Origin of the sequence: Actinoplanes sp. NPDC023801 (genome assembly GCF_040639655.1) — a bacterium.
Taxonomy (GTDB): Bacteria; Actinomycetota; Actinomycetes; order Mycobacteriales; family Micromonosporaceae; genus Actinoplanes.
In genome coordinates this window covers 22,092-47,356 of the sequence record NZ_JBFAAI010000029.1, presented here as the reverse complement: position 1 = coordinate 47,356, position 25,265 = coordinate 22,092, and the positions used below count along the sequence as shown (strand labels likewise).

21 protein-coding genes, 1 tRNA gene and 1 pseudogene are annotated in these 25,265 nt (G+C 70.8%); 9 read left to right on the top strand and 14 right to left on the bottom strand.

The window, feature by feature from the left end:
- The first annotated feature begins 2 nt into the window (after nt 1-2).
- Complete coding sequence (locus AB0G04_RS35450; protein ID WP_360992085.1) at nt 3-2,141, top strand: transglycosylase domain-containing protein; 2,139 nt, start codon at nt 3-5, stop codon at nt 2,139-2,141.
- A gap of 134 nt (nt 2,142-2,275) precedes the next feature.
- Here the strand turns inward: AB0G04_RS35450 and AB0G04_RS35445 are convergent, their stop codons facing one another.
- Together AB0G04_RS35445 and AB0G04_RS35440 are read right to left on the bottom strand one after the other, a co-directional pair.
- Nucleotides 2,276-2,908 (bottom strand): TIGR03086 family metal-binding protein, encoded by a 633-nt coding sequence (locus tag AB0G04_RS35445; protein ID WP_360992083.1) that lies wholly within the window; start codon nt 2,906-2,908, stop codon nt 2,276-2,278.
- 112 nt (nt 2,909-3,020) lie between these two features.
- Nucleotides 3,021-5,402: a cobyrinate a,c-diamide synthase gene (locus tag AB0G04_RS35440; RefSeq protein WP_360992081.1), complete on the bottom strand. Its 2,382-nt coding sequence runs from the start codon at nt 5,400-5,402 to the stop codon at nt 3,021-3,023.
- 138 nt (nt 5,403-5,540) lie between these two features.
- On the opposite strand from AB0G04_RS35440, the pseudogene AB0G04_RS35435 reads away from it, so the two are divergent.
- Both AB0G04_RS35435 and AB0G04_RS35430 read left to right on the top strand, forming a co-directional pair.
- Nucleotides 5,541-6,296 (top strand): annotated as a pseudogene (locus tag AB0G04_RS35435) (SURF1 family protein); the annotation flags it as partial.
- 331 nt (nt 6,297-6,627) lie between these two features.
- The gene (locus AB0G04_RS35430) at nt 6,628-7,059 is read left to right on the top strand and encodes a hypothetical protein (RefSeq protein WP_360992079.1); all 432 of its coding nucleotides are present in this window, start codon (nt 6,628-6,630) and stop codon (nt 7,057-7,059) included.
- Nucleotides 7,060-7,225: 166 nt separating this feature from the next.
- Here AB0G04_RS35430 and AB0G04_RS35425 read toward each other — a convergent pair whose 3' ends face one another.
- The 9 genes from AB0G04_RS35425 to AB0G04_RS35385 form a co-directional block, all read right to left on the bottom strand.
- Nucleotides 7,226-8,950 (bottom strand): ATP-dependent DNA ligase, encoded by a 1,725-nt coding sequence (locus tag AB0G04_RS35425; RefSeq protein ID WP_360992076.1) that lies wholly within the window; start codon nt 8,948-8,950, stop codon nt 7,226-7,228.
- A 239-nt stretch (nt 8,951-9,189) separates the two neighbouring features.
- Nucleotides 9,190-9,378, bottom strand: coding sequence for a hypothetical protein (locus AB0G04_RS35420; protein ID WP_360992240.1), 189 nt, complete (start codon nt 9,376-9,378; stop codon nt 9,190-9,192).
- Between the two features lie 206 nt (nt 9,379-9,584).
- Nucleotides 9,585-11,060 carry an FAD-dependent monooxygenase gene (locus tag AB0G04_RS35415; RefSeq protein WP_360992074.1) on the bottom strand — a complete coding sequence of 492 codons (1,476 nt, stop codon included), beginning with the start codon at nt 11,058-11,060 and terminating at the stop codon, nt 9,585-9,587.
- Nucleotides 11,061-11,075: 15 nt separating this feature from the next.
- Nucleotides 11,076-12,422, bottom strand: a complete 1,347-nt coding sequence (locus AB0G04_RS35410) for a dipeptidase (protein WP_360992238.1) — start codon at nt 12,420-12,422, stop codon at nt 11,076-11,078.
- 57 nt (nt 12,423-12,479) lie between these two features.
- Complete coding sequence (locus AB0G04_RS35405; protein ID WP_360992071.1) at nt 12,480-13,568, bottom strand: M48 family metallopeptidase; 1,089 nt, start codon at nt 13,566-13,568, stop codon at nt 12,480-12,482.
- Nucleotides 13,569-13,690: 122 nt separating this feature from the next.
- Nucleotides 13,691-15,217: a cobyric acid synthase gene (locus tag AB0G04_RS35400; RefSeq protein WP_360992069.1), complete on the bottom strand. Its 1,527-nt coding sequence runs from the start codon at nt 15,215-15,217 to the stop codon at nt 13,691-13,693.
- Complete coding sequence (locus AB0G04_RS35395; RefSeq protein ID WP_360992066.1) at nt 15,214-16,257, bottom strand: cobalamin biosynthesis protein; 1,044 nt, start codon at nt 16,255-16,257, stop codon at nt 15,214-15,216. The genes AB0G04_RS35400 and AB0G04_RS35395 overlap by 4 nt, the downstream gene beginning before the upstream one ends.
- Entirely contained in the window at nt 16,254-16,724 is a 471-nt protein-coding gene (locus AB0G04_RS35390; RefSeq protein ID WP_360992064.1) for a hypothetical protein, read from the bottom strand. The genes AB0G04_RS35395 and AB0G04_RS35390 overlap by 4 nt, the downstream gene beginning before the upstream one ends.
- Before the next feature lie 353 nt (nt 16,725-17,077).
- Complete coding sequence (locus AB0G04_RS35385; RefSeq protein ID WP_360992061.1) at nt 17,078-17,725, bottom strand: single-stranded DNA-binding protein; 648 nt, start codon at nt 17,723-17,725, stop codon at nt 17,078-17,080.
- A 168-nt stretch (nt 17,726-17,893) separates the two neighbouring features.
- Between AB0G04_RS35385 and AB0G04_RS35380 the strand changes: the two genes are divergently transcribed.
- The 4 genes from AB0G04_RS35380 to AB0G04_RS35365 all read left to right on the top strand — a co-directional run bounded on the left by AB0G04_RS35380 (nt 17,894) and on the right by AB0G04_RS35365 (nt 20,345).
- Nucleotides 17,894-18,976 (top strand): alpha/beta hydrolase, encoded by a 1,083-nt coding sequence (locus tag AB0G04_RS35380; RefSeq protein ID WP_360992058.1) that lies wholly within the window; start codon nt 17,894-17,896, stop codon nt 18,974-18,976.
- Between the two features lie 18 nt (nt 18,977-18,994).
- Nucleotides 18,995-19,067: transfer RNA gene (locus AB0G04_RS35375), tRNA-Arg, on the top strand.
- Nucleotides 19,068-19,224: 157 nt separating this feature from the next.
- A complete protein-coding gene (locus tag AB0G04_RS35370) occupies nt 19,225-19,458 on the top strand; it encodes a hypothetical protein (RefSeq protein ID WP_360992055.1) in 234 nt (77 codons plus the stop codon).
- Between the two features lie 5 nt (nt 19,459-19,463).
- The gene (locus AB0G04_RS35365) at nt 19,464-20,345 is read left to right on the top strand and encodes a stomatin (RefSeq protein WP_360992053.1); all 882 of its coding nucleotides are present in this window, start codon (nt 19,464-19,466) and stop codon (nt 20,343-20,345) included.
- A gap of 61 nt (nt 20,346-20,406) precedes the next feature.
- On the opposite strand, the gene AB0G04_RS35360 is transcribed toward AB0G04_RS35365, so the two are convergent.
- The 3 genes from AB0G04_RS35360 to AB0G04_RS35350 form a co-directional block, all read right to left on the bottom strand.
- A complete protein-coding gene (locus AB0G04_RS35360) occupies nt 20,407-21,381 on the bottom strand; it encodes a hypothetical protein (protein WP_360992051.1) in 975 nt (324 codons plus the stop codon).
- A 310-nt stretch (nt 21,382-21,691) separates the two neighbouring features.
- Nucleotides 21,692-22,534, bottom strand: a complete 843-nt coding sequence (locus AB0G04_RS35355) for a DMT family transporter (protein ID WP_360992049.1) — start codon at nt 22,532-22,534, stop codon at nt 21,692-21,694.
- A gap of 68 nt (nt 22,535-22,602) precedes the next feature.
- The gene (locus AB0G04_RS35350) at nt 22,603-22,812 is read right to left on the bottom strand and encodes a hypothetical protein (RefSeq protein ID WP_360992045.1); all 210 of its coding nucleotides are present in this window, start codon (nt 22,810-22,812) and stop codon (nt 22,603-22,605) included.
- A 99-nt stretch (nt 22,813-22,911) separates the two neighbouring features.
- Between AB0G04_RS35350 and AB0G04_RS35345 the strand changes: the two genes are divergently transcribed.
- The gene (locus AB0G04_RS35345) at nt 22,912-23,835 is read left to right on the top strand and encodes an aminoglycoside phosphotransferase family protein (RefSeq protein ID WP_360992042.1); all 924 of its coding nucleotides are present in this window, start codon (nt 22,912-22,914) and stop codon (nt 23,833-23,835) included.
- A gap of 170 nt (nt 23,836-24,005) precedes the next feature.
- Complete coding sequence (gene serA, locus AB0G04_RS35340) at nt 24,006-25,235, top strand: phosphoglycerate dehydrogenase (protein ID WP_360992039.1); 1,230 nt, start codon at nt 24,006-24,008, stop codon at nt 25,233-25,235.
- The last annotated feature ends 30 nt before the right edge of the window (nt 25,236-25,265 follow it).

Sequence of the window (25,265 nt, the reverse complement as noted above, 5' to 3'; positions counted from 1 at the left end):
GGGTGACGAGTCGACGCCTCACCGTAGCGGGAAGAGTCGCCCTCCTGATCCGTGCCGGGCTCATCGCGGGCCTGGTCATCACCGGACTCTCCTATCCCTTCGCAGCCCTGGCCGGCATGGGTGTCAAAGCCGGCGCCGAAGCCCTGGAGAACATGCCCGAACAGCTTCGCGAGCGGCCCCCGGCCCAGACCACCTACGTCTACGCCGCAGACGGCAAGACCCTGCTCACGATGTTCTACGAGGAACACCGCAAACACGTCGACCTGGCCGACATGTCGCCGTACCTGATCAAGGCGATCGTCGCCTCGGAGGACTCCCGTTTCTACGAACACAACGGCGTCGACGCCAAGGGCGTGGCCAGGGCCTTCGTCGCCAACCAGAAAGCCGGCGGCGTTTCCCAGGGCGCGTCCACGCTCACCATGCAGTACGTCCGGATGGCTCTGCGCGACGGCGCCCGCACCCCGCGGGAGGCGCTCGAGGCCACCGAGCAGACCGCCGCCCGCAAACTGCGGGAGATGCGACTCGCCATCGAGGTCGAACAGCGGCTCAGCAAGGAGGAGATCCTCGAGCGGTACCTCAACGCCGCCTACTACGGCCACCGCGCGTACGGCATCTTCGCCGCCTCCCAGGTTTTCTTCTCCAAGTCACCGCGTGCCCTCAGCCTCACCGAGGCGGCGCTGCTCGCCGGGCTCGTCAAGGCGCCGTCCGCGTACGACCCGGCCACCAAGAACCAGAAAGCGGCTCTGGCGCGCCGCAACTACGTCATCGACCAGATGCTGAAGATCGACGCGATCACCCCGGAACAGGCCGCCTCCGCCGTCAAGTCGAAGATCAAACTGAAGCTCAGCACCCCGCCGAACGACTGCGTCTCGGTTCCGGCCGAGGAGAACGACTGGGGCTTCTTCTGCGACTACTTCAAGGGCTGGTGGCGCGAACAACCCGCCTTCGGCCGTACGCCGGCGGAACGTGAGGAGAACCTGCGCCGCGGCGGCTACAAGGTGGTCACCTCCATCGACCCCAGGATCCAGAAGTACGCGATGAAGCACATCCTCGCGAAGGAACGTCGCGGCAGCACCATCGCCCACGGGCAGGTCGTCGTTCAGCCCGGTACCGGCCGGCTGCTCAGCATGGCCGTCAACCGGCGTTACTCCCTCGACCAGGAGAAGAACGGCCGGCACAGCGACCCCCGCAAGGACGACGAGAAAGGCAATTACCCCAACACCGTGAACCCGCTCCTCGGCGGCGGTGACATGGCCGGGTACCAGGCCGGATCCACCTTCAAGATCTTCACGCTGCTGGCCGCCCTGGAGGAGGGCCTGCCCCTGTCCACCAGCTTCTACTCGCCGGCCCGGATCGTCACCCGTTACATCACCGCGCCCGGACCCGCCACGTGCGGCATCTACTGGTGCCCGAAGAACGCCGGCAAGTCGATGACCGGCAACCAGAACATGTGGTCCGGCTTCGGCAAGTCGGTGAACACGTACTTCGTGCAGCTCGAACAGCGGGTCGGCGCGGAGAAGGCGGTCCGGATGGCCGAACGGCTCGGCCTGCGCTGGCGCACCGACATCGACCGCCGGCTCGCCACCAAGGAACACGCCTCCGGCTGGGGAGCCTTCACCCTCGGCGTCAGCGACGCCACCCCCGTCGAGATGGCGAACGTCTTCGCCACCCTCGCCGCCGAAGGCAGATACTGCGAGCCGCTCCCCGTCCTCAGCATCAGCAACCCGGACGGATCACCCGCTCTCCACGAGGGACGCCTCATCGCCGAACCGCGCTGCCACCAAGCCGTCAAGGTGAACGTGGCCCGCGCCGCCACCGACGCGGCCCGCTGCGTCACCGGTTACGGCGCGGCCCGCGGCAGCTGCGGCTGGGGCACGTCGGAGATGGTGCACGGCATCCTCGGACGGCCGGTCGCCGGCAAGAGCGGCACCACCGACGGCAACAAGACGGCCTGGTTCAGCGGTTACACCCCGCAGCTGGCGGCAGCCGCCTTCGTCGCCGACCCGGACAACCCGGAAAATCTGGTGGGCGTGGGCCGCTCCACCATGTCGAAGTTCACGGTCGCGCAGACGCTGCGGGACGCGCTCAAGGGTGAGCCGAAAGAGGACTTCAAACCGCCCTCCGACAAGTACGTCCGGTAGCGCCCGCCCTGCTACCGCCACAGCACCGTCAGGCGGCAGCACCGTCCAGCCGCGTCACCGTCAGGCGGCAGCACCGTCCAGCCGCGACGCCGTCCAGCCGCAGCATCGTCCGGCCGCGACGCCGTCCTGCCGCGTCACCGTCCGGCTGCGACGCCGGACGGTAGCGGGCGGCGGCGGGGTGGTCGCCAGGCCGGGTCGCGGCCGGCCAGCCCCAGAGCACGGGTCAGGAGGTCCTCCTCCGCATCGACCGGCACCCGGGGGCCGAACAATCCCGGTGTGCCCTCGCCAGGCCCCTGCTCGAGAAACTCGACGAGCACCTCGAGCACCCTGGGATCGGCCGCATAATCCTGCTCGGTGGCACGGGCCAGGTCCCACCCGTGCATCACCAACTCGTTCATCGCGACGGCGCCCATCGCCGTGGCCGGGAGGGTGACGCCGCCGGCCAGAGCCGTACCCGTCCAGGCGGCCGGCTCCTTCCAGGCGATACTCAGATCGGCCAGCAGCACCGGCAGGCGGCTGCGCCACTGCCGGGACAGGTGCTCGGCCGACGGCACCGGTGGCGGGCCGTCGGTGCCGGCGGCGCCCGCACGTTTGCGGGCGGCCATGGTGAAGGCGACGGCCAGGCCCATCAGATGATCGAGCAGGGCCGCAACCGTCCAGTCCGGACATGGGGTCGGCGCGGCGAGATCGCGGTCATCGACGCCGAGCAGCAACGCTCGGATCTGACGAACCGGCGGGTCGAAATCCAGCGGCACGCGGTCGGCCACGATCCCCTCCTTCGGTTGTCGTACGCCTCACGGTACGAGGGGGGTACGACACTTTCGCAGGCGTCGAATCGACCTTTCGCACGCTGGGCCGTTTCCGGCGGCCGGCACCCGATCAGGAATGCACGGACAGGTCCGCCGTGTGCCCCTCGGGGCCGTTGCCCGGCCCGTCGCCGGAGTGCTGGCCGGAGTTCGACGGCACCCCCGGACCAGAGCCGCCGCCTGGCATCGGCTGACCCGAACCGGAGCCGCCGCCCGGCATCGGCTGACCCGAACCGGGACCTCCCTGCATCGGCTGACCCTGACCGGGACCACCGGACATCGAATGACCCGAACCCGGACCACCGGACATCGAATGACCCGGACCAGGCCCACCGGACATCGAACGACCCGGACCAGGCCCACCGGACATCGAACGACCGGGACCAGAGCTTCCGGGCATCGATTGACCCGGCCCAGAATTCGCGGGCATCGAGTGGCCCTGCCCGGGATTCCCGGGCATCGAGTGACCCGGGCCGGGATTGCCGGGCATCAAGTGACCCGGGCCGGGACTTCCGGGCATCAAGTGACCTGGGCCAGGACTTCCGGGCATCGGGTGACCTGGGCCGTGATCTCCGGTCATCGGCTGGCCATAGCCGCCGGGCGAGTGCGGCATGCCGTGGCCGGACGCCGGCGCGGGGCCGCCGTCGACCAACTGACTGTTGATCACCTGGCCGTTGATCACCTGACCGGAGAGGACGGGGCCGGGACCGGGGGGCATGCCCTGGGCCGGCATCGGCTGCTCGCCGGGGCCGTAACCGTGGCCGGGGTGCCCGCCATGGCCTGGCCCCGGCATTCCGTGACCCGGGGTACCCGGGCCTTGACCGTTCGATCCGGGTATGCCGGGCCCTGGCATCCCGGGGCCACCGGCGCCGGGCATCGGCTGGCCGAACATCGGGCCCTGGCCGGACATCATGCCGGCGGGCGGGCCCACCGGCTGCAGCGGCGGCATGGCCGGCGAACCCGGGCCGGGCGGCATCCCCGAACTCACCGGCACACCCTGCATCGGCGGCATACCGACCGGCTGCAGTGGTGGCATACCCATCGGGGGTCCCTGCGGCATGCCCGGCGGCGGGCCCTGCGGCGGGCCCGCGGTCATCCCGTTCGCGGAGGCGGAAGCACCCTGCGGTCCGGCATGGGCGGCGGCGACCAGGCGGCGCGCGATCTCCGGCGCGGCGGCCCAGTGCAGTCCGAGCTGGGAGGCGTGCACCTGACGCCAGACGAAACCCTCCGGGTTCCCGCCGGACCAGGTCCAGGCCGGGTTGGCGCCGGCGCGCGGGTTGACGACCGCGCGGTGCTGCTTGTAGCCGGTGATCCGGGCGCCGGCCGGAGCCAGCACCGAGGTGCCGGGGGCGGTCGCCTCCCGATAACCGGCGACGGTCTGCTCGCTGGTGGTCGCGGTGGCGTCCAGCACACCGCACATCGGGCGGCCGTCCAGTTCGTGGCCCAGCCACGGCAGGGCGATGCCCTCCGCGATCACCGGCCAGCCGTCCCGGGCGAACTGGGCGACGGCCGCGCAGAGCCGGCGGTTGGCGGAGAGCTCTTCGGCGTACCCCTCAGGGAGCCCCGATCCGACCACCAGCGCGCGGGTGCCGGGCGGCAACGCCTCGTCGCGCAGCGGATCGACGACCGTGACGTCCGCGCCGGCGGCGGTGAGCAATTCCGCGGTTTCCACGTAGGTGTAGGGCGCGCCCTGGCCGCCGGCCAGGGCGATCACCGGCCGCTGGTCGAACTGCACGTCCCCGGCCGCCTCCGCCGGGGTCCAGAGCGGACCCGGAATCGGCGGCGCGGACGCGGCGAGCGCCATCAGCCGCTCCATGTCCAGAGAACCGGCGACCGCCTCACCCAGGCGGCGCACCGCCCGGCCGGCCTCGACGGTCTGGTGTGCCACCGGGACGAGCCCGTGGGTCCGGGGCGGCAACGCGTTCGGCAGGTCACCGCGGTGCAACGCGCCGAGCACCGGCATGCCGATGTCGTCCATGGCGCTGCGCAGCATCTGTTCGTGCCGGTCGGAGGCGACCCGGTTAAGGATCACGCCGCCGAGGTGCACCATCTCGTCGAACATCCGGAAGCCGTGCACCAGTGCGGCCAGCGAGTGGCCCATCGCGGCGACGTCGACGACGAGGACCACCGGTGCACGCAGGGCGGCCGCGACGGAGGCGGTGCCGTCGATCTCCGGCTGGCCGGTGAGGCTGTCGAACAGGCCCATCGCACCCTCGATGACGGCGACCTGGGAACCGGAGGCGCCGTGCGCGAACAGCGGCGCGACACGCTGTGCCCCGACCAGTCGCGGGTCCAGGTTGCGGCCGGGGCGGCCGGCGGCGAGCCCCAGGTATGCCGCGTCGGTGTGATCCGGGCCGACCTTGAAGCCGGCGGCGGGGATGCCCCGGCCGCTGAGTGCGGCGAGCAGTCCCACGGCGATGGCCGTCTTGCCGTGGCCCGACGACGGCGCGCTCACGACCAGACGAGGCTGGGCGGTGATCAATGTCTCCCCCGAGGTTTCCGCAGGCGGCCGCCACATGTTCTATCGACTGCCGGATGTCGGAGACTACCTGGCTGCGGCAGGAGGCACCGCTCGGCCAGGTAGCCTCAGGGGGTGTTCCGGTTCCTGCTGACCTCTCGCTGGCTGGGTGCCGCCGCGGTCACGGTCGTCGCCTCGGTGGTCATGGTGATGCTCGGCAACTGGCAGCTCGACCGATACCGGGAACGTACACACATCAATGAACGGGTCGACGCCGCGAACGCCGCCGCGCCCGTGGAGCTGACCACCACGCTGACCGCGCCGACCGCCGCCGGCACCCCCGGCCCGGACCCCGGCGAGGCCGTGGCCTGGACAAAGGTGACCGTCAGTGGCCGATACGACCCGGCCAACGAGATTCAGGCCCGCGGCCGGACCGTCGGCAGCTCGGTCGGCTTCGAGATCCTCACCCCGCTCGTCCTGGACGACGGGACGGCGGTCCTGATCGACCGCGGCTGGGTGCCCGCACCACCGGGCGGCGCACTCGAGTCGCCGCAGGTGCCACCGGCGCCGACCGGCCGGGTCACCGTCGTCGGACAGGTCCACCTGTCGGAAAGCCGACCAGCTCCGGTGGAGCGCAGGGACGGCCGGCTGGACACCCGGCGGATCAACCTGCCACGGCTCGCCACCCAACTGCCTTTCCCTGTGTACGGGGCTTACATCCTCCTCACCGAGCAGACCCCGGCGGCCGATCCGGCCTTCGTGCCGATTCCCATCCCGCACGAGGATGCCTGGCAGAACGGTGGCTACGCCGTCCAGTGGTGGCTCTTCGCCGGTATGACCTACGTGCTGTTCGGCTGGCAGGCCCGGCGCGAGGCCCTGGAGACCTCCGGCGCCGGTGGTCCACGCCCGGCCACACGCGCCGAACGGTCCCGTGACCGGGTCGCCGCCGCCGACGCCCGCCGGGCAGGCTCGGACCGGGTCGCTGCCGCTGACACTCGGGATCGGGTGGCCGCCGCCGACGCTCGCGATCGGGTGGCCGCCGCCGACGCTCGCGATCGGATGGCCGCCGCCGACGCTCGGGACCGGGTCGCTGAGGCGGATCGGCGCGCCGCTGAGGCTGCGGCGTCCCGGCCGGTGTCGTCGGCCACGGTGATCGTCGAACGTGCGGAGGGTGCCGAGCGTCCTGTCGCGACCGAGGGCGACGCCGATTAATGTCGCGGGCATGACCTTCCCGTCGGGTGATCCGTGGAGCGTGCCCACGCCCCCGTCCGCATCCGAGCCCCCGGTCTCAGCGGAGTCGGCCGGACCGGTGATCGTGGAGATCGCCGAGATGCAGATCACCTCGGTGCGGGTGCACACACCGGTGGGCGACCTGCCATTGGCCGGTTCACGCTGGCAGGTCACTGATCACTGGTTCAGCCAGCGCGTCACTCCCACCTGGGCGAAAGTCGTGGCCTTCGGCGGGATCTGCTTCACCGGAGGTGTGAGCCTGCTGCTCCTGCTGGTCAAGGAAACCGTCGCCCAGGGGACGGTGAACGTGACGGTCACGAGCGGGCAGCATCAATACGTGGCCCGGATCACGGTCCGCCACGAGAATGACGTGACGGCCATCAATCAGCAGGTGAACTACGTACGCAGCCTCGCTGCTCTCTGAGGCCCCGCCACCCGGACCACACCGTCGCGGGCCGCGGCATGGCCTGATCGTTCGAGCTACTGCCGTTCCACGGCGGCCAGCCGCCTCAGGGCCACTGCCGTTCGCGGCTGGCGGCCGGTGAACGTGCGTATCGGGCCCTGGCCGTCTTCACGCGTGTGGCGAGACGTCAGGCGGGGCTTGGCGGGCGGCCGGCGCCGAGCTCCTTGACCGCATCGATGGTGTCGGCCTCGGAAGCCCGCTTGTCGTCGCGGTAGCGCAGCACTCGCGCGAACCGCAGCGCGACCCCGCCCGGGTAGCGAGGTGAGGTCTGCACGCCGTCGAAGGCGATTTCGACGACCTGTTCAGGGCGTACCGTGACGACCCAGCCGTCATCGGCGACGGCCAGTTCACGGAAGCGCTCGGTCTGCCAGCGGAGCAGTTCGTCGGTGAGGCCTTTGAACGTCTTGCCGAGCATGACGAAACCACCGGTCCGCGGGTCGCGAGCACCGAGGTGCAGGTTGGACAGCCAGCCCTGGCGGCGGCCGTGTCCACGTTCGACGGCCAGGACCACCAGGTCGAGGGTGTGCCGTGGCTTCACCTTCACCCAGGCGGATCCACGTCGGCCCACGTCGTACGGCGCGTCCGGCGATTTGATCACCACGCCCTCCTGCCCGCCCGCGAGCGCCGCAGCGAACGCGGCAGCGGCCTGTTCCTCGGTTTCGGCGATCACCCGGTCGACGATCGAGGCCGGTGGCACGGCGTCGGCGAGGGCGGCCCAGCGAATCCGGCCGGGTTCGTCGAGGAGGTCGGCCCCGTCCAGGTGCAGCAGATCGAAGAAGTACGGCCGGAGCCCGTTCGCATCGCCACCGGAACGGGAAGCGGCTGAACCGCTACCGGAACGGGTCGTGGCCGCGACGCCGAGGGAAGGCGAAGCCGCTGAAGCGCCGCTGGAAGGAGTCGTGGCGGCGACATCGCCGGAGCGGGACGCCGCTGAACTGCCGCCGGGCCCGGACACGGCCGAGGCGCCGCCGGAACGGGACGCGGTTGACCTGCCCCGCGTGGCGGCGCGGCTGGACGTCTCCTGGAATGGTCGGGGCCGGCCGGACTCGTCCAGCAGCATTGCCTCCCCATCGAGAATGGCCTCGCGCAGTGGCAGGGCCAGCACCTCGGCAACGACTTCGGGAAGGCGGGCGGTGATGTCATCAAGGCTGCGGGTGAAGATGGCCACGTCGTTGCCGGAGCGGTGGACCTGGATGCGGATGCCGTCGAGCTTGGCGTCGACCGCCGCGGGCGTGCCCGTGGCCAGCATGGCGGCGGCGACATCCGGAGCGCTGCTGGCCAGCATGGGGCTGAGCGGAGTACCGACTCTCAGGTGAATCTCGGCCAGCGCCGCAGCACCTCCGGTAAGGGCGGCCGCGGCGACGAGTTTCAAGTCACCGGAAAGCAGCAGGGCACGCCGGACGCTCGCGGTCGGGATCTCGGCGGCTGAGGCGATTGCCTCAGCCAGCAGGCCGGCCTGGGCACCCTGCCGGAGTTCGCCGCTGAAAAGGCCGATGAGCAGCTGCTGTTCGGCGAGGGTGGCCGCGCTGAACAGGGCGCCGAGGAGCTGTTTTCGTCGCGCCTGGGAACCCGTCCCGGCGACGGCCGAGATCTCCGCGATCGCCGTGTCCACCGCGGCGACGGTCAGGGTGGGCTCGGTTGCCGGCTCCGGCCGGTCGCGCAGTGCCGCATATCCGACGCCGGTCTGTCGTTGCCGCAGCTCACCGGCCAGAAAGGCGGCCCCGGCGACGATCTCACCGGGGTCGAGCCGTCGCAGGGCCTCGGCCAGTAGCCCGATCTTCGCCTTGCGGCCAGAGGTCGCGGCGACGGCGGCCGAGGTGGCTGCAATGTCAAGAAACCGCACGATCCCCATCCTGACAGCCGATCACGCCGTCCGGTGGCCCGTGGCGCTCGCCCAGCACGGCGTGGCGTTTATCCGGCACGGGGTGGCGCGCGTCCGGCACGGCATGGCGCGTCCGGTGTGGCGTGGCGTTCATCCGCACGGTGTGGCGTGGCTTTCATCCGCACGGTGTGGCGTGGCGTCTGGCAGCGCGTGGCGTTCGTCCGGCACGGCAGTTCCCGTAATCATCCGCACGGAAGAGCTGGCTGGGGTCATGCGGCCTTTGGCTCGGCGATGCGGAAGCCGCGGGCGCGGACCGCGTCGGCCACCCGGGCCAGCTCGGCGTCGAGCGTGCACAGCACCCGGGAAAGATCGTCCAGGTGATCGGTCAGGGTGGCGTCGTCCCAGCCCGAGACGTCGACGTCTCCCAGAGCGCGGGCCGCGGCGCGAAGCCGCGCGATCGACTCGATCCGATCGCGGGTGCGGAGACGGTCGAGGGAGTCACGCGGGCCGGCGGGGGTCACCCGGGCCGCACGACGGGCCGGCGCAGCAGTGATGGGCTGCGCGGCCGACATGTTCGGTGCAGGCGAGGCAATCGAACGCATGTTCGAATCCTAACAGGATTGATCGCCCCCGGCACCGCTGATCCACTCTGTGGACACCGGATTCACCGGGCCAGGGCATGTCGGAAATGCGTCTCCGCCTGGGCTGCCTCGGCCCGCGCGGCGACGAATCCGTCCGGCCTGACCAGGTAGAACAGCCCGGGGCGCAGAGGTGTCGCGGGCGCGGGCGGGAAGATGTGCACCGGCAGGCCCAGAGCGGGGGCGTCGGCCGCGACCACGTCGCCGTACCCATGGATCTGCCAGCAGGCGGCGCGCAGCACCGCATGGTTGTCGCCGGTCCAGGGCAGGCGCCGGCCGATCACCGGGTCGCGCCGCTGATCCGCCGGAGCGTCCGGATCGAGGCGGTAATGGATGCGGATCTGGGAGATGTACTGGAACAGGCGAGAACCGCCGGAGGAGCCGGGCAGGATTCGCACCGCGATCGGCGCCAGCAGCGGGATCACCAGACGGCGGACGGCACGGGCCGGCAACCGGGTCGAGGTGATCAGCCCGAAGAGGCGGTCGGTGGTGGCGACGAGTGTGCGGGCCACCGGGCGGCGCTCGGCCTCGTAACGGTCGAGCCAGCCGTCCTTGCGGGTGCCCCGGAGCACGTCGGTGAGTTTGAAGGCCAGGTTGTGCGCGTCCTGCAGGCCGGTGTTCATACCCTGTCCGCCGACCGGCGAGTGCACGTGCGCGGCGTCGCCGGCCAGGAAGAACGGTCCGTCCCGGAAAGCGGCGGCGACCCGGTGATGGACCCGGTAGGTGGCGAACCAGCGTGACCTGTCGTAGGTGACGCCGTAGGTGCGGCGCATCCGTTCGCGGGCGTCCTCCTCGTCCAGGCCGCCGTCGCCGTTCGTGTCGCGGACCAGGCCGATCAGCCGCCAGTTGTCCGCGCCGCGCATCGGGAAGCCGAGCAGGAAATCGGTCCGCTCCGGGCGGACGTTGACCGCGTCGCGGACCAGGCCACGCACCCCCGCCGCGTCGAGCACGAAGAACCGGTGGGGGTTGGTGACGCCCTCGAAGGGGATCCGCCGTGCCTTGCGGACGACCGAGTTGGCGCCGTCGCAGCCGACACAGAACCGGGCCCGCACGGTGTGGTGGCCCACTTTCGCCTCGACGCCGTCGTCGGTCTGCACCACCGCGGTCACCGGTGATTCCCACAGCACGTCGGTGCCGAGTTTCCGCAGGTTGTCGTAGAGGATCTCCTCGTTACGGCTCTGCTCCAGCACCTCTATGTACGGGTACGCCGTGACGCCAGCGCCGAGCCGGCCCAGCGGAATGCGGCCGAAGGCCCGCGCACCGAACCCGGGCGCCAGCGCCTCGGCCCGATGCGCGGCCTCCAGAACCTGGTCGCCGATGCCGAGCTGGTCGTAGATCTCCAGGCTGCGCGCCTGCACGACGAGCGCACGGGACTCGGTCGTCGGGCCGTCCTTGCCGTCCGCGACGATCACCCGCACCCCGAGTCTGGTCAGCCAGTTGGCGAGCATCAGCCCGGTCGGGCCGGCGCCCACCACGAGCACCTCGCAAGACAGCTCAGCCATCGGGCCACCCCGTTTCTATTTCGTCAGTGTCTCCGCGACGTTCTTGAGCAGCAGGGCCTCGGCGACACAGACCCGTTCGAACTCGCCCAGGTGCAGACTCTCGTCGGGGCCGTGGGCCGCCGAGTAGGGGTCCTCGACGCCGGTCACCAGGATCGCGGCGCCCGGGAACAACTCCTGGAAGGTGGCGATGAACGGAATCGAACCGCCGACACCCATGTCCACCGGGTCGGTGCCGTCCCACGCGGAACGGAACGCGGCGCGGGCCGCGTCGTAGACGGGGCCGGTCGCGTCGATCACGCAGGGCGCGCCGTCGCTCTCCAGCGTGACCTCCAGCTGGGCGCCCCACGGGACGTGCTTCTCCAGGTGGGCGCGGATCACCTCGAACGCCGACTTCGGGTCCTCGCCGGGCGCCAGCCGCACACTGATCTTGGCCTTGGCGCTGGGCTGCAACGCGTTCGCCGCCTCCAGGGTGCGCGGCGCGTCGATGCCGAGCACCGATACGGAAGGCTTGGTCCAGATGCGGTCGGTGATCGTGCCCTTGCCGATCAGTTCGACGCCGTCGAGGATGCCCGACTCGTGCCGGAACCGGTCGGCCGGATAGTCGACACTGGCGCCCTCACGGCTGACCAGCCCGGCCACGGCCACCTCGCCGTCCTCGTCGTGCAGCGTCGCCAGCAGCCGCACCAGGGTGATCAGCGCGTCCGGCACCGGACCACCGAACATGCCGCTGTGCACCGCGCTCTTGAGCACCTTGACCTCGGCGAAGAGATTTACCAGACCGCGCAGAGAGGTGGTCAGCGCGGGCCGGCCGATGTCCCAGTTGCCGGAGTCGGCGATCACGATCACGTCGGAGCGCAGCTCCTCCAGATGCTCGTGGATGATCGTGTCGAGGGAATCGGAGCCGTACTCCTCCTCGCCTTCGACGAAGACCACCACGCCGACCGGCAGCTGGCCGCCGAACGCACGCAGCGCCGCGATGTGTGCCATCACACCCGCCTTGTCATCGGCCGCGCCCCGGCCGTAGAGGCGGCCGTCACGTTCCACCGGCTCGAACGGGTCACTCGTCCACAACGCCGGATCCCCGGCCGGCTGCACGTCGTGATGCGCGTAGAGCAGCACGGTCGGCGCGCCGGCCGGCGCCGCCTTACGGCCGATCACGGCAGGCTGTCCACCGTGCCGGACGATCTGGGTGTCAAGCCCGCAACCCCGCAGCAACTCGGCGACCGCCTCGGCGGACCGCTCGACCTGCGAGTGGTCGAAACCTTCGAAAGCGACACCCGGGATCCGTACCAGCCGTTCCAGGTCGGCACGGACACCGGGCATCTCACGCCGGATCGCGGCGCGCAGATCGGATTCACTCAGGCTCATGCCGCCGATCGTAGGCCGGGACGGTGACAGCCACCCGGCCCGACCGGTGGATCATGCGTCCGGCGTACCCTCACCGCGGTTGCCGCCGTTGTCCCCGCGCCCACGCCGAGCCGCGTCGGTGGCCCAGTTGTACGCCTTGCCGGCGGCCGTTCCGGCCAGGTCAGCGGCACCGCCGCCGAGGCGCCGCACCAGACCGACCAGCGGGTCCTGAGAGCTGGCGAAATCTTCCTGGTACGCCTTGGCCGCCGCCTTCACGTCCTCGCTGACCGAGGCGTCGCCGTCCGAGTCGCGGCGCGGGTATTCACCGCCGACGATCCGGGCGTACTCCCCCGAGTCGATCCACTTGCGCAGCTCAGCGACCCGGGCGACCGGCACCGGGTGGCTGCTCCAGGCAGTCAGGCCGATCTTGTGGAGGCTGTCGCGCAGATCGCCGCCACCCTCGTACTCGGCGGCCTGCTCCAGGAACGCCGCGGTGTCGATCTGCGAGAGGTCACCGCCGCCGGCCAGCTTCATCAGCAGCCGCAGCGACGCCGCCGGGTCCTGGCCGGCGAGCAGACCGGCCCGGTCCGCGGACAGCTCCGCCTTGCGCCACCACTCGTACATCGCCGCGATGATCGCCCGGAGCGCGAACACACCCACCGGCAGCCAGCTGATGTTCGCCAGCCAGCCGGTCAGGATCTTCATGATCGTCTTGTAGACGGCGTGGCCGCTGCGGACATGCCCGATCTCGTGCCCGAGCAGAGCTCGCAACTCGTCGTCGTCGAGTCTCTCGACCGCACCCGAGGTGATCACGATGAACGGCTTGTCCAGGCCGATCGCCTGCCCGTTGATCACCGGGTTCTGTGTCACGTACAGCTCGGGCAGCTCCGCCACGTCGAGCGTGCTGGCCGCCTCGGTGAAACGCTGATACACCCGCGGGTACTGCCGGTGGTCGACCCGGATCGCCCCGGCCAGGAACATGAGCCGGAAACCCCGCTCGTTCCACATGCCGAAGAACGTCTTCACCACGTCGTCGAAACCGCGCAGCTCCCGCAAGGCGGACAGCGCACCACGATCGGCCGGATGCTCCCAGGCCCGTGAGCTGATGCCGGTCAAGGTCACGCGACGGCGCGCCGGCCGGTTGTCGTCCTCGGTCGTCATCTGTCTCACCCCGTTCTCGCCGCTGCCGCGGCGCCCGGGCCGCGCTTCCGGGCCCAACGTACGCCCGCGATGCAACGCGTGTCCCCCGGCGCCACCCCGGAGAAGACCCTGAGAAAGAGTCCCTAAGGCGCGCCGGGCGGAAGGAACGGCAATCCGGGCGGAGGTCCCTGCTCGATCAGCCGCCACAGCGCCGCGGTGTCCAGGTGCTCCTCGACGAGGTCACCGAGGACGTCGAGAGCGCGCTCGCGGACCGCCGCGTAACGGGTGTCGGGGGCGGCCGTGAAACCGTGCCGTCCGGCCTGGCGGGCCGCCTCGGTCAGGAAACGGCGGCGGAACGCGTCCGATTCGAACGCCCCGTGCCAGTGCGTGCCGTAGACGTTCCCGGCCACGGCGCCCTCCGGCCGGCCGTCGTCGTAGCGCAGCAGCGGTTCGGGGGTGCCCGCGGAGACGTACCCATGATGGATCTCGTAGCCCTGAACCGGCTCGCCAAGGCCCGCCCCGGCCGATCCGGCAAGCGTCTTGCGGGCCGCGAAGGTGATCTCCACCGGCAGCAGACCCAGTCCCGGCACCGTGCCGCGACCGCTCTCCACCTCGTCGTGAATGCTGCCGGCGAGCATCTGGAAACCGCCGCAGATGCCCAGCAGCGGCTTGCCCGCCGCCGCGTGCGCCTCGATCGCGTCGGCCAGCCCGGTCTCCCGCAGCCACGCGAGATCACTCACCGTGGCCTTGGAACCGGGGATCACCACCAGATCCGCGTCGGCGATCTCGGCCGGCTCGATGGTCAGCCGCACCCGCACCCCCGGCTCGGCGGCCAGCGCCTCGGCGTCGGTGGCATTGGAGATCCGCGGGAGGCGGATCACGGCGACCCTCAGCCATTCGGTCCCGCGAGGCGGTCCCGGGCGTCCCAGGAGCCGGCCGTACGCGAGAGAGTCCTCCGCATCGAGCCAGACATCGAGGTGGAACGGGAGGACTCCGTGCACCGGACGTCCGGTCGCCTCCGTGATCATGTCCAGTCCGGGGCGAAGGATGCCCAGGTCACCCCGGAACTTGTTGATCACGAAGGCGGAGACGAGCGCCTGATCCTCCGGTGCCAGCAGGGCCAGCGTGCCGAAGAACGCGGCGAACACCCCGCCCCGGTCGATGTCACCGACCACCACCGTGGGCAACCCGAACCGGCGGGCTAGGCCCATGTTCACGAAGTCGCCGTCACGCAAGTTGATCTCGGTGGGACTGCCGGCACCCTCACAGATCACCACGTCGAAGTCGTTTCGCAGATCCGCGAGGGCGGCGTGAGCGGTTTCGGCAAGCCGTGGGCGCAACGTCCGATAGTTACCAGCCGTGACCGTGTCGACGGCCTCGCCGAGCAGGACCACCTGGCTCGAGCGGTCACTGCCGGGCTTGAGCAGAACCGGATTGAACCGCAGATCGGGGGCGATTCCGCAGGCGGCTGCCTGCATCGCCTGGGCGCGGCCGATCTCGCCGCCGCGACCGTCGGCGGTCACCACCACCACCGAGTTGTTGGACATGTTCTGGGCCTTGAACGGGGCCACGCGTACGCCCTGGCGGTGCAGCCAGCGGCAGATGCCGGCGGTCAGGACGCTCTTGCCGGCGTCCGACGTGGTGCCGGCAATCAGAAGGCCGCCGGTCATGCGCGGAGTCGGCGGAATCGAGCGGTACGGAAGGTGGCCCGGCCCGGCCCTTCGGGCCCCGCCCCGCCCCCGCCGCCTCCACCGGCTGTGATCTTTCCCCGGGCCCCGGCGACAGCGGCCGCCAGCACGACAGCCACCGCCCCCACCGCCCCCGACACCCGTGCCGCCCGCCGCAGGTGCACGGCCGCCGGCCGTGGCCCGTCGCCGAGGAACGGACGTGTCTCGCTACGTCCGAAATAGACGTTGCGCCCACCGAGCCGTACACCCAGCGCCCCCGCCATCGCCGACTCGCACTGCCCCGCGTTCGGCGACGGATGGTCGTCGCGGTCGCGCCGCCACACCCGCAGCGTCTCCTTGGGTGTCCCGCCGGCGATCGGGGCGACGACCGCGGTGAGCAGCCCGGTGAGCCGGGACGGCGCAAGGTTGAGCAGGTCGTCGAGGCGCGCCGACGGTGTCCCGAATCGGGCGTACCGCGGCGACCGGTGCCCGACCATGGCGTCGAGCGTGTTGGCGGCCCGGTAGCCGAGCAGCCCGGCCGGGCCGAGGACGGCACCCCAGAGCAGTGGGGCGACGACCGCGTCGGAGGTGTTCTCGGCGACGGATTCGACGGTGGCCCGGGCCAGTTCGGGCTCGTCGAGCGCGGACGGGTCGCGCCCGCACAGGTGGCCGAGCCGATTCCGTGCGGCCGGCAGGTCACCGGCGTCGAGGTGGCGGGCCATGGTCCGGGCTTCGTGGCGGAGGGTGCGCCCGCCGAGCACGGTCCAGGTGGCCGCGGTGGTGACCGCGAACCGGGCGACCGGGTGGTCGCGGGTGGCCCGGCCGGCGGCGAGCCCGGCCAGGACGGGCACGCCGACGGCGATGGTGGTGAAGACCGTCCCGGCTGTGCGGGTGGGGCGGTGGACGCGTCGTTCGAGGGCGCCGGCGGCGGTGCCGTAGCCGGCGACCGGGTGCAGGCGCCGTGGATCGCCGATCGCCGCGTCGAGCAGATATCCGGCGATGAGGCCGGCCGCGTCCGCGGCCCAGCGTGGTGTCACGGTCAACGGCCGAAGGGGGTGAGGTCGAATGCCCAGACCGCGAGGGTCGGGGATTCCTGGTCGCTGTCGTCGGGGAACGGCACCGGTTCGAGTTGGCCCCAGACGATCGCGCCGGGGGCGCGGTCCTCGAGGAATTCGACGACGATGGCGCGCAGGTCGCCGGTGACGTGGTAGTCGGTGGTGAACGGCAGGTCGCTGGGTTTGCAGGTGCCGGTCGAGCAGCGCAGCTGCCCGGCAATGGCGTCGTGCCAGACGTAGAACGTCGCGGTGCCCTGGTGGCCGGCTCCGGCGACCTGGTCGCGCAGTCCGGCGGCGCTTTCCTCGAACGCGGTCACGACCTCGTCCGCGGACAGGCCCATGCGCTCATGGGGTGGGGCGCTGAACCAGATGGTGTTGGTGTCCTCGGCCGACTGATCCTCCGGCGATAGCACCACCGTCTCGGTCACGATGGCGCGGATGTCCTTCAGCAGCACGGGTTCAGTCTGCCGGGTGGTGATACGGGAAGCCCACCCGGGCCGCTCCGACGGCCGGTCGGATACGTCGGGACGATCGGCCCATCCCGACAGAAGTATCCATGGATGTCGACCAAAACCGTGATGAATACCCGTTGTGTCGCCATTTCATTCGTCCCTCTTCAGTGGGACATCCGTGGACCGCGTGTGGGCCGCCGTGCGCGGGCCCGGTGCGGGACCACGGCGGCCCGGCCGGTTCGTCGCTCCACCCGGGCGGAGGGTGGGGACGTGATGGCGGGTCCGGCCGGGCCGCCGGGCGCCGCCGGTCCGGCCGTCCGCAGGGATTGGACGGCCGGGGGCGGCTGGGGAAGGTCTCAGGCCGCGACGGGTTCGCGGCGGGGGGTACGGCGGACGCGGCGGGTCTCGGCGGGCGGCGCGGAGACGGATGTGGCCGGGTCGGGGTCGTCACCGGCTTCCGCGGTCTCGTCGGCGATGCCGGCGACGACCTCGAGGAAGGTGGGGCCGTCGTCGTCGGGCAGCTGCTCGGGCAGGCCGTCGCCGAGGCTGACCGGGATCTCCTCCTCGTCGAGGGCGACGGTTGCCTCGCCGCGGATCATGGCGTCGGTGTCGGGTCCTTCGATGACGCTGTTGGCGGCCGGCTTGCTGCGGTAGAAGCGGGCGCGGCCGCGGTTGAGGTCGTGGCCGATGGCGTAGGCCTCCATCTCGTAGGAGACGCGGTTGTTGTTGTCGTCGTCGACCCAGTCGCGGGTGTAGATGCGGCCGTAGACGACGATCGGGTCGCCGACGGTGATGGACGAGGCGACGTTCTCGGCGAGCCGGCGCCAGGCGGTGACTCGGACGCGGAGGCTGTGGCCGTCGACCCAGTTGCCGGTCTCCCGGTCGAAGCGGCGCGAGGTGGAGGCGACGCGGAAGTTGGCGACGAGGGTGTTGTCGGTGCTGGTGCGCCGCCATTCGGGGGCGGTCAGCACGTTGCCGATGACGGCGAGGTTTGTCTCGAACACGGCTTCTTCTCCTGTGCGGGGTCGGTGCTGCGAACGGGTTCGAGATTGCGTCACCAGCGATGATCTTGTGGTTACCGGTTGTGGACGGCGGCGGATTGTGGACGGCGGGCCGGGCAGTGGTGGATCTGATATAGCGCGCCGGGCCGTACCCATGGGTAACCTGAGGGCGTGGAGACCGATGTCCTCGGATGGCCGTACGAGCGGCACACCATCGATTTGGGTACTGATGACGAGGGCCCCGTCGTGGCGACGCTGGTCCGCCGCCGGGCGGAGACGCCCACCGGACGGGCTGTGCTGCATGTCCACGGCTTCGTGGACTACTTCTTCCAGACCCACATGGCCGACTTCTTCGTCGAACGGGGCTGGGATTTCTACGCTCTGGATCTGCGGAAGTACGGCCGGAGCCTGCTGCCGCACCAGACGCCGAACTTCGCCCGCAGCCTGACCGACTACTTCCCGGAACTGGACGAGGCGGCCCGGATCATCCGCGAGGATGACGGTCACGACCAGCTTCTGGTGGCCGGGCACTCGACGGGTGGCCTCATCACGTCCCTGTGGGCACACACGCGTCAGGGCCGGGGAATTATCGACGGACTGTTCCTGAACAGCCCGTTTTTCGACTTCAACCTGCCGTGGCTGATTCGCCGGCCGCTGATGTCCGCGGTGCTCGCGGCGAACGGTCGTACGCCGTACCGGAAGATGCCTGTGGCCTCTCTGGGCCTGTACGGCATGAGCCTGCACAGTGACCATCACGGTGAGTGGAATTACGATCTGGCCTGGAAACCGATCCTGGGTTTCCCGGTCACGATGGGCTGGCTGGAGGCCATCCGCCGGGGCCAGCGCAAACTGCGTGCCGGCCTGGCGATCGACGTGCCGGTGCTGGTGGCCTGCTCGACCCGGACCTTCCGCGGGCGGTCCTGGCACGATGACGTACGGCAGAGCGACTCCGTGCTCGACGTGGAGCACATCGTCCGCTGGGCGCCGCGGCTCGGCCACCGGGTGACGATCGCCCGCTTCGACGGAGGCATGCACGACCTGACGCTCTCCGGCAAGGAGGTCCGGTCCGAGGTGTTCCGCGAACTGGGACGCTGGGTGAACGGTTTTCTTCCGGCTCCCGGTACGCAGGAGCGGTTGATCCCGCCAGCGCCGGAGGATCAAGCGGGCATAGCCACCGCTCTGGAGGCGGCCGAGGCCGCGGTCGAGCATGTCACCGCCGACGAGGCGGACGACAAGTCCGGCACGACCGCCTAGTATGTGCTGGCTAGGCCAGCGCTCGTAGCTCAGCGGATAGAGCAACGGACTTCTAATCCGTCGGTCGCAGGTTCGAATCCTGCCGGGCGCGCCGCAAGGAGCAGCTCTTCCGGTACGGGCCGGTTCGCCGGTCCCGTGCCGGGCTCTCCACCGTCCGGCTGTGGGCGGTGTCTCTTCAGTCCGCGGACTGCCGCCCTGAGCAGGCGCGAACGCCGAGCGGTTTGAGCTGCTGCTCTATCGTCATTGGCATGATCGCCGTTCTGGTGTTCGGTGTGGCGGTGCTGGGACTCGTGGCCGGGGTGCTGATCGGATTCGGCATCGGCACCTCCCGGACCCGCGACGCACTACGGGTGAGGCGTTACGACGACGCCCTCGCCGTACTCACTGATCTGGTCAACACTCCCGACGCGCTCGACCTGCGTGATCGGGCACAGCGGGTCCTGGCCGCGCATCGTGCGGCCCATCCTGAGCAGGAGTTCTGATTCAGTTGTTCGTCTTCGGCATTCTTCTTTTCGCCGTGGCGTTGTCCGCGCTGCTGGCCGCGAGGCTCGGCAAGAATCCGGCGATCCGGCGCAACGCACTCGTGACGTTCGCGATCAGCGGTTTCCTGGCGGTGGCGTCGATCGTGACGGCGAGCATCACCGTGGTGCCGACCCGGAACGTGGGCATCGTCACCAGTTGGAACAAGCCGACCGGCCGGACGACCGGCGCCGGTTTGCAGTGGACGTTGCCGTGGCAGGGCATCGACGAGTGGGACGCGTCCGGTCAGACGTACGCCCATCTGGGTGATCAGTGTGTGTGGGTGACCATCGCCGCTCAGCGGCGGGCGTGCATCCCGGTGCAGATCGAGTGGTCGGCGAAGGCGGAGAAGGCGCCGGAGAACTGGGCCGCCTACCGGGAGGTCGGTGACCGGTCGCGGTTCGAGGTGTTCGTGGAGCGGCGGGTCAATCCGCAGATCAACGGTGCGATGACATCGATCTTCGCGTCGTTCGATCCGCTGGGTGCGGTGGATCCGACCAGTGGGGACGCGCCGGCCCCGGATTTGAACAAGACGTACAAGGACACGCTTGTCAACGCGCTCAACACCGAACTGGGTGACGAGATCGTGGTGAAGTCGGTGGCGTTCGAGTCGCCGCGCTACGACGAGCCGACGACGCAGGCGATCGCGGCGTACGGTCAGAAGATTCTCGAGGCCCGCAACCTGGAGATCGACAAGTCGAACGCGAAGACCCGGGCGGAGATCACCCGGACCGACGCGAGTGTCGACCAGGTGGCCCGATGCCTGCAGATCGCCGAGAAGCTGGGCAAGGAGCCGGGCCTCTGCATGGGTGGTCAGGTGTCGCTGACCCGGCCCGTCGAAACCAAATGATCTGGTGAGGTTCGGGTGAGACGTCTCACCCGAACCTCACAGGATCGCCGCCGAAGAGCGGTCAGCGGACCCGGACGCGTACGGAGTCGAGGGCGGGCGTCTGGTTGGCGCGCTCCATCATCGGGATGCGGTGGGAGCCGTCGCCTGCCCACGCCGAGCACTGGAAGGTCCCGGACTGTGCGAGTCCCGGCACCTGGATGGCGATGGTGTCGGGTTGCGCCCCGCCACGACTGTCCTCGGTGGCGACGAAGAACCCGGGGACCGGCTCGGGGGCGGGTGCCTGCTGCTGGCTGTCGAGGATCCGGCAGGCGGTGTGGAAGTGACCGCGGACGAGGCCGTTCTGCAGGACGCTGCTCTCCACGTAGTAGCCGCCCTGCCCGGCGGCCAGGAACCGGTCGCGGATCAGGTTGCGGGTGCTGACCTGGAGGGTGAACGGCTGGTTCCGGTCGACCTGGCGCGGCGCGCCGGTGATGAGCAGGGTCGGGTTGCTGGCGGCCGAGCCGACCTCGCCGAATTCGGTCGAGACGCATCGGTTGCCGCGCTGGAAGCCGTCGTGTGCCTCGAGCTGGCTGGTGTCGCAGCTGTCGGTGAGGATGCCGAGGTTGTTGCCGGGCTGAGCGGCCGGCGGTGTGGTGGTGACGGCGGGCTGGCCGCCGTTCTGGTTGAGGCTGCAGGTGGCGAGGCGTTCGGCGTTGAGGTTCGGCCGGGCGGCGTTACGGGAGATCGCGGTTTCGATCCGGTTGATGGCGGCGAACCGCTTGTCCTTGAGCGGGCCGAGGATCGCGTTCTGGATGAAGTTGGGCCCGCCCTGGCCGGCCGTGGCGGCGATACGGTTGTTGGCCTCGTTGATCTGCTGGTCGATCTGCCTCAGGTTGTTGTCGACCTCCGCCTGGGCCTGGGCGGGAACGGCGACGGTGACGTAGACCTGCGGGCAGTTGACGGTGGGCACGGCGGCTTCGGCAGCGGTGGCGATGCCGATTCCGGCTCCCACCATGGCCGCGGCGAGCCCGGCGGTGATGACGACTTTCCGATGCATTGGCCTGCTGCTTTCCCGTATCGATCACGAACGCTTCGATGATCGATACGGGAACGCTCCCAGATCGGATCAAGCCGGCGCGCGGGTTTCCGCGCCGGGCGGGCCGGTCAGGTCGCGGCCAGTGCCTCGGCCGGGGCCAGGCGGGCGGCGCGGATCGCCGGGTAGAGGCCGGCGGCGGCGCCGATGAGCAGGGTGGCGCCGAACCCGAGCAGCAGGGATCCGAGTCCGGACAGGACGTTGCGGCGCCCCGCCGCTGAGGACGGAGGTTGCCGAGTTCACGGCGATCGACACGCTTCTACGTGGCGTCCGGTCAGCGGTTACTGCCGGCCGGCACACCGGTGGACGACTCGGCGCTGCGCCGGGCCAGCCCGACCACGCCCCATCCCATGACCAGCGCCGCGCCGGCGGCCAGTACCGCGCCGACCGTCCCGAAGCGGATGCCCTCTCCAAAAAGGACCATACCTGCGACCCCTGCCACCAGCGGGTTCGTGACGCTGACCGTGGCCAGCGGCGCGGCCAGCCCGGCACCCCGGTACGACAGCTGCCCGAGCAGGTAGCCACTGACCGCGAACGCCACCACCAGCGTCGCCGCCGTCACCGGCACCGCGCCCGGCCCGCCGACGGTGAACGCGGCCAGCACCGCCTTCGACAGCACCGAGGCGATGCCGAACACCGTCCCGGACGCGGCTGCCAGCAGCACGGCCCGCCGCCGTGGGGAGGCCCGCCAGCCGGTCGCGGCGCAGGCGAACACCGCACCGGCGGTGACCAGTCCGAGACCGCGGACAGCCGAGTCGGTGAGCAGCGCCGGAGTGTCCGGCTTCACCGACAGCGACAGGATCAGCGCCAGCCCGGCCACGGTCATCGCGGCGTCACGCCAGGAGGCCCGGCTGATCGGGGTCCGGTATCGCATCACCTCGATGGGGAGCGCGAACAGCAGGGTGAGCGTGCCGAGCGCCTGAACCACGGCGACGGTGCCGAAGTTCAGCGCCACCACGTGCAGGCCCGCGCCGGTGCCGGTGAGCAGCAGAGCCGTCGTCCAGCGGGACCAGCCGCGAAGCCCGCGCCCGGCGAGCCGTTCCTGAGCCACCGCGGCGCCGGCGTAGGCGGCGGCGGAGAACAGGGAGAGCAGGACGGCCCACCCCAGCGATCCCATCGGCTTCACCTCGCTGCCTCGGCATATCCGACGATACCGAAGCAGAGCTCCCGCCGAACCGGCATGAACTACCCCGTACCACCATCCGTAACCGCTGTGGCGCGTACCCGGGCCAGCCGGGCGGCGTTGCGGTCGATCAGTCCGTGAGCCCGGCGGCGTGCGGCGTCGCGGCGCAGACCGTCGCGCTGCCCGCGACGCCGTGCCACCCGCTCGACCCGCTCACGCAGGGCCGCCTGCCAGTCGTGTCCGGCACCGCCGGACGATGCTTCCGTCGTCATGCCCGCATCCTCACCCGGGGGTGTGACAACCCGGCCCGCCGTCCACAGGCGACCCGAATTCGCTGGGGATCCGCGGCCGGTCCTGCCACTATCGCCGGCATGGTGGTAGCGAGCGGAGTACGGATCGGCTGGGCCGACCTGCCCGGCCGGGTCCGCGACGACATCGAGCGGATCGTCGGCGGCGGCCCGGTGGTGGCGGCGGAGACCCAGGCCGGCGGCTTCTCCCCGGGCACCGCCGACCGGGTTCGCACCGCCGGCGGCAGACGGGCGTTCGTGAAAGCGGTCACCCCCGCCCTCAACGCCGACTCGGCCGCGATGGCCCGCAACGAGCTGCGGATCAGCTCCGCCATGCCGCCGGCCGCGCCGGTGCCCCGCGTGCTGGGCGGCTTCGACGACGGCGAATGGGTGGTGCTGGTCCTGGAGGACGTGGCCGGCGCGCATCCGCGTACGCCCTGGGTGGAGGGTGAGATCCGCGGAGCCGCCGCCGCGCTGCGCGACCTCGCCACCGTGCTCACGCCGTCGCCGATCCCCGATCTGCCCGCGGCGGCCGAGCGGCTCGCTCCCGCCTTCGGCCGCTGGCGGGACCTGGCCGGCGCTCCGCCGGGCGACCTCGACCCCTGGGCGGCACGACGTCTGGACGCGCTGCGGGAAACCGCAGACCGGGGCATCGCCGCGCTCTCGGCCGGGCGGACCGTCGTGCACGCCGACCTGCGCGCCGACAACATCCTGATCCGCCCGGACGGGCGGTTCGTCTTCGTCGACTGGCCCTGGGGCTGCACCGGCCCGGACTGGCTCGACTCGGTGCTGCTCGCGATCAACGTGATCGTGCACGGCGGTGACCCCGGCCCGCTGCTCGACGGCATCGACCCGGCGATCACGGTGGGGATCGTGTCCGGCGCCGCCGCCTACTTCCACCACATGGCCCGGCTGCCACCGCCGCCCGGCCTGCCGACGGTCCGGGCGTTCCAGCGGTTCCAGGGTGAGTCCCTGCTGCCGTGGCTGCGCGCGGCCCTCGACGGGTGAAGGCACCGAAACAGCACTGAACCACACCCGCTGCCGTCCCGTAACAGTTACGGGGTCGACCGGTAGGTGGGACCTCGAGCACACCACACCGGGCCCGGGTTCGCCGGGGGACTAGGCTTGACGCCCGTGAACTGGGCTTCGGCGTGGCGGCCCGGGTGCCCAACCGAATCATGGAACGGAAGATGATGACCGACCAGCCCAAGGTGCGAGTCCTGCTTCTGGAGAGCATCCACCCCGACGCGGTTTCCCGCCTCGAGGAGGACGGCTTCCAGGTCGAGTCCCTGCGCAACGCTCTCGACGAGGTCGAGCTGATCGAGCGCATCTCCGGAGTCAACCTGCTCGGTATCCGCTCCAAGACCCAGGTGACGGCGAAGGTCCTGGAGGCCGCCGACAAGCTCGTCGCCATCGGTGCCTTCTGCATCGGCACCGACCAGATCGACCTGGCGGCCGCGTCGGCCGGTGGTGTCGCCGTGTTCAACGCCCCCTTCTCCAACACCCGCTCGGTGGTGGAGCTGGCGATCGCCGAGATCATCTCGCTGACCCGCCGGCTCACCGAGAAGAACACGCTGATGCACGCCGGTGTGTGGGACAAGTCGGCCGACGGCGCGCACGAGATCCGCGGCCGCCGCCTCGGCATCGTCGGCTACGGCAACATCGGCACCCAGCTGTCGGTCCTCGCCGAGAATCTGGGCATGTCGGTGTCGTTCTACGACACCGCCGACAAGCTGGCGCTGAGCAACGCGCACCGCTGCGCGAGCCTCGACGAACTGCTGGAGTCCAGCGACATCGTGACGCTGCACGTCGACGGGCGGCCCGGCAACGCCGGTTTCTTCGGCGCCGAGCAGTTCGCCAAGATGCGTCCCGGCAGCCTGTTCCTCAACCTGTCCCGCGGCATCGTCGTCGACCACCTGGCCCTGCGGGACGCGCTGAGGAGCGGCCACCTGGCCGGTGCCGCCGTCGACGTGTTCCCGGCCGAGCCGAAGGGCCGCGGCGACGAGTTCCTGTCCGAGCTGCGCGGCCTGCCGAACGTGATCCTCACCCCGCACATCGGTGGTTCGACCGAGGAGGCACAGTCCGACATCGGCGGATTCGTGGCGAACAAGCTCGCCAAGTTCGTGACTGAGGGCAACACCTCGCTCAGCGTGAACCTGCCCGGTGTGACGCTGCCCGAGCTGCCCGGCATGCACCGCATCGTGCACATGCACAAGAACACCCCCGGCGTGCTGGCGCAGGTCAACCGGATCCTCGCCGAGCACAACGTGAACGTCGAGGGCCAGATGCTGAGCACCCGCGGGGAGTACGGCTACCTGATCACCGACATCGCCCGCGGATACCCCGACGGGGTGCTGGACCAGCTGCGGGCCATGGAGCAGACGGTCCGCCTGCGCGTCCTGAACTGAGCGGAGCCGGGACCGCCTGACCTGTTCGGG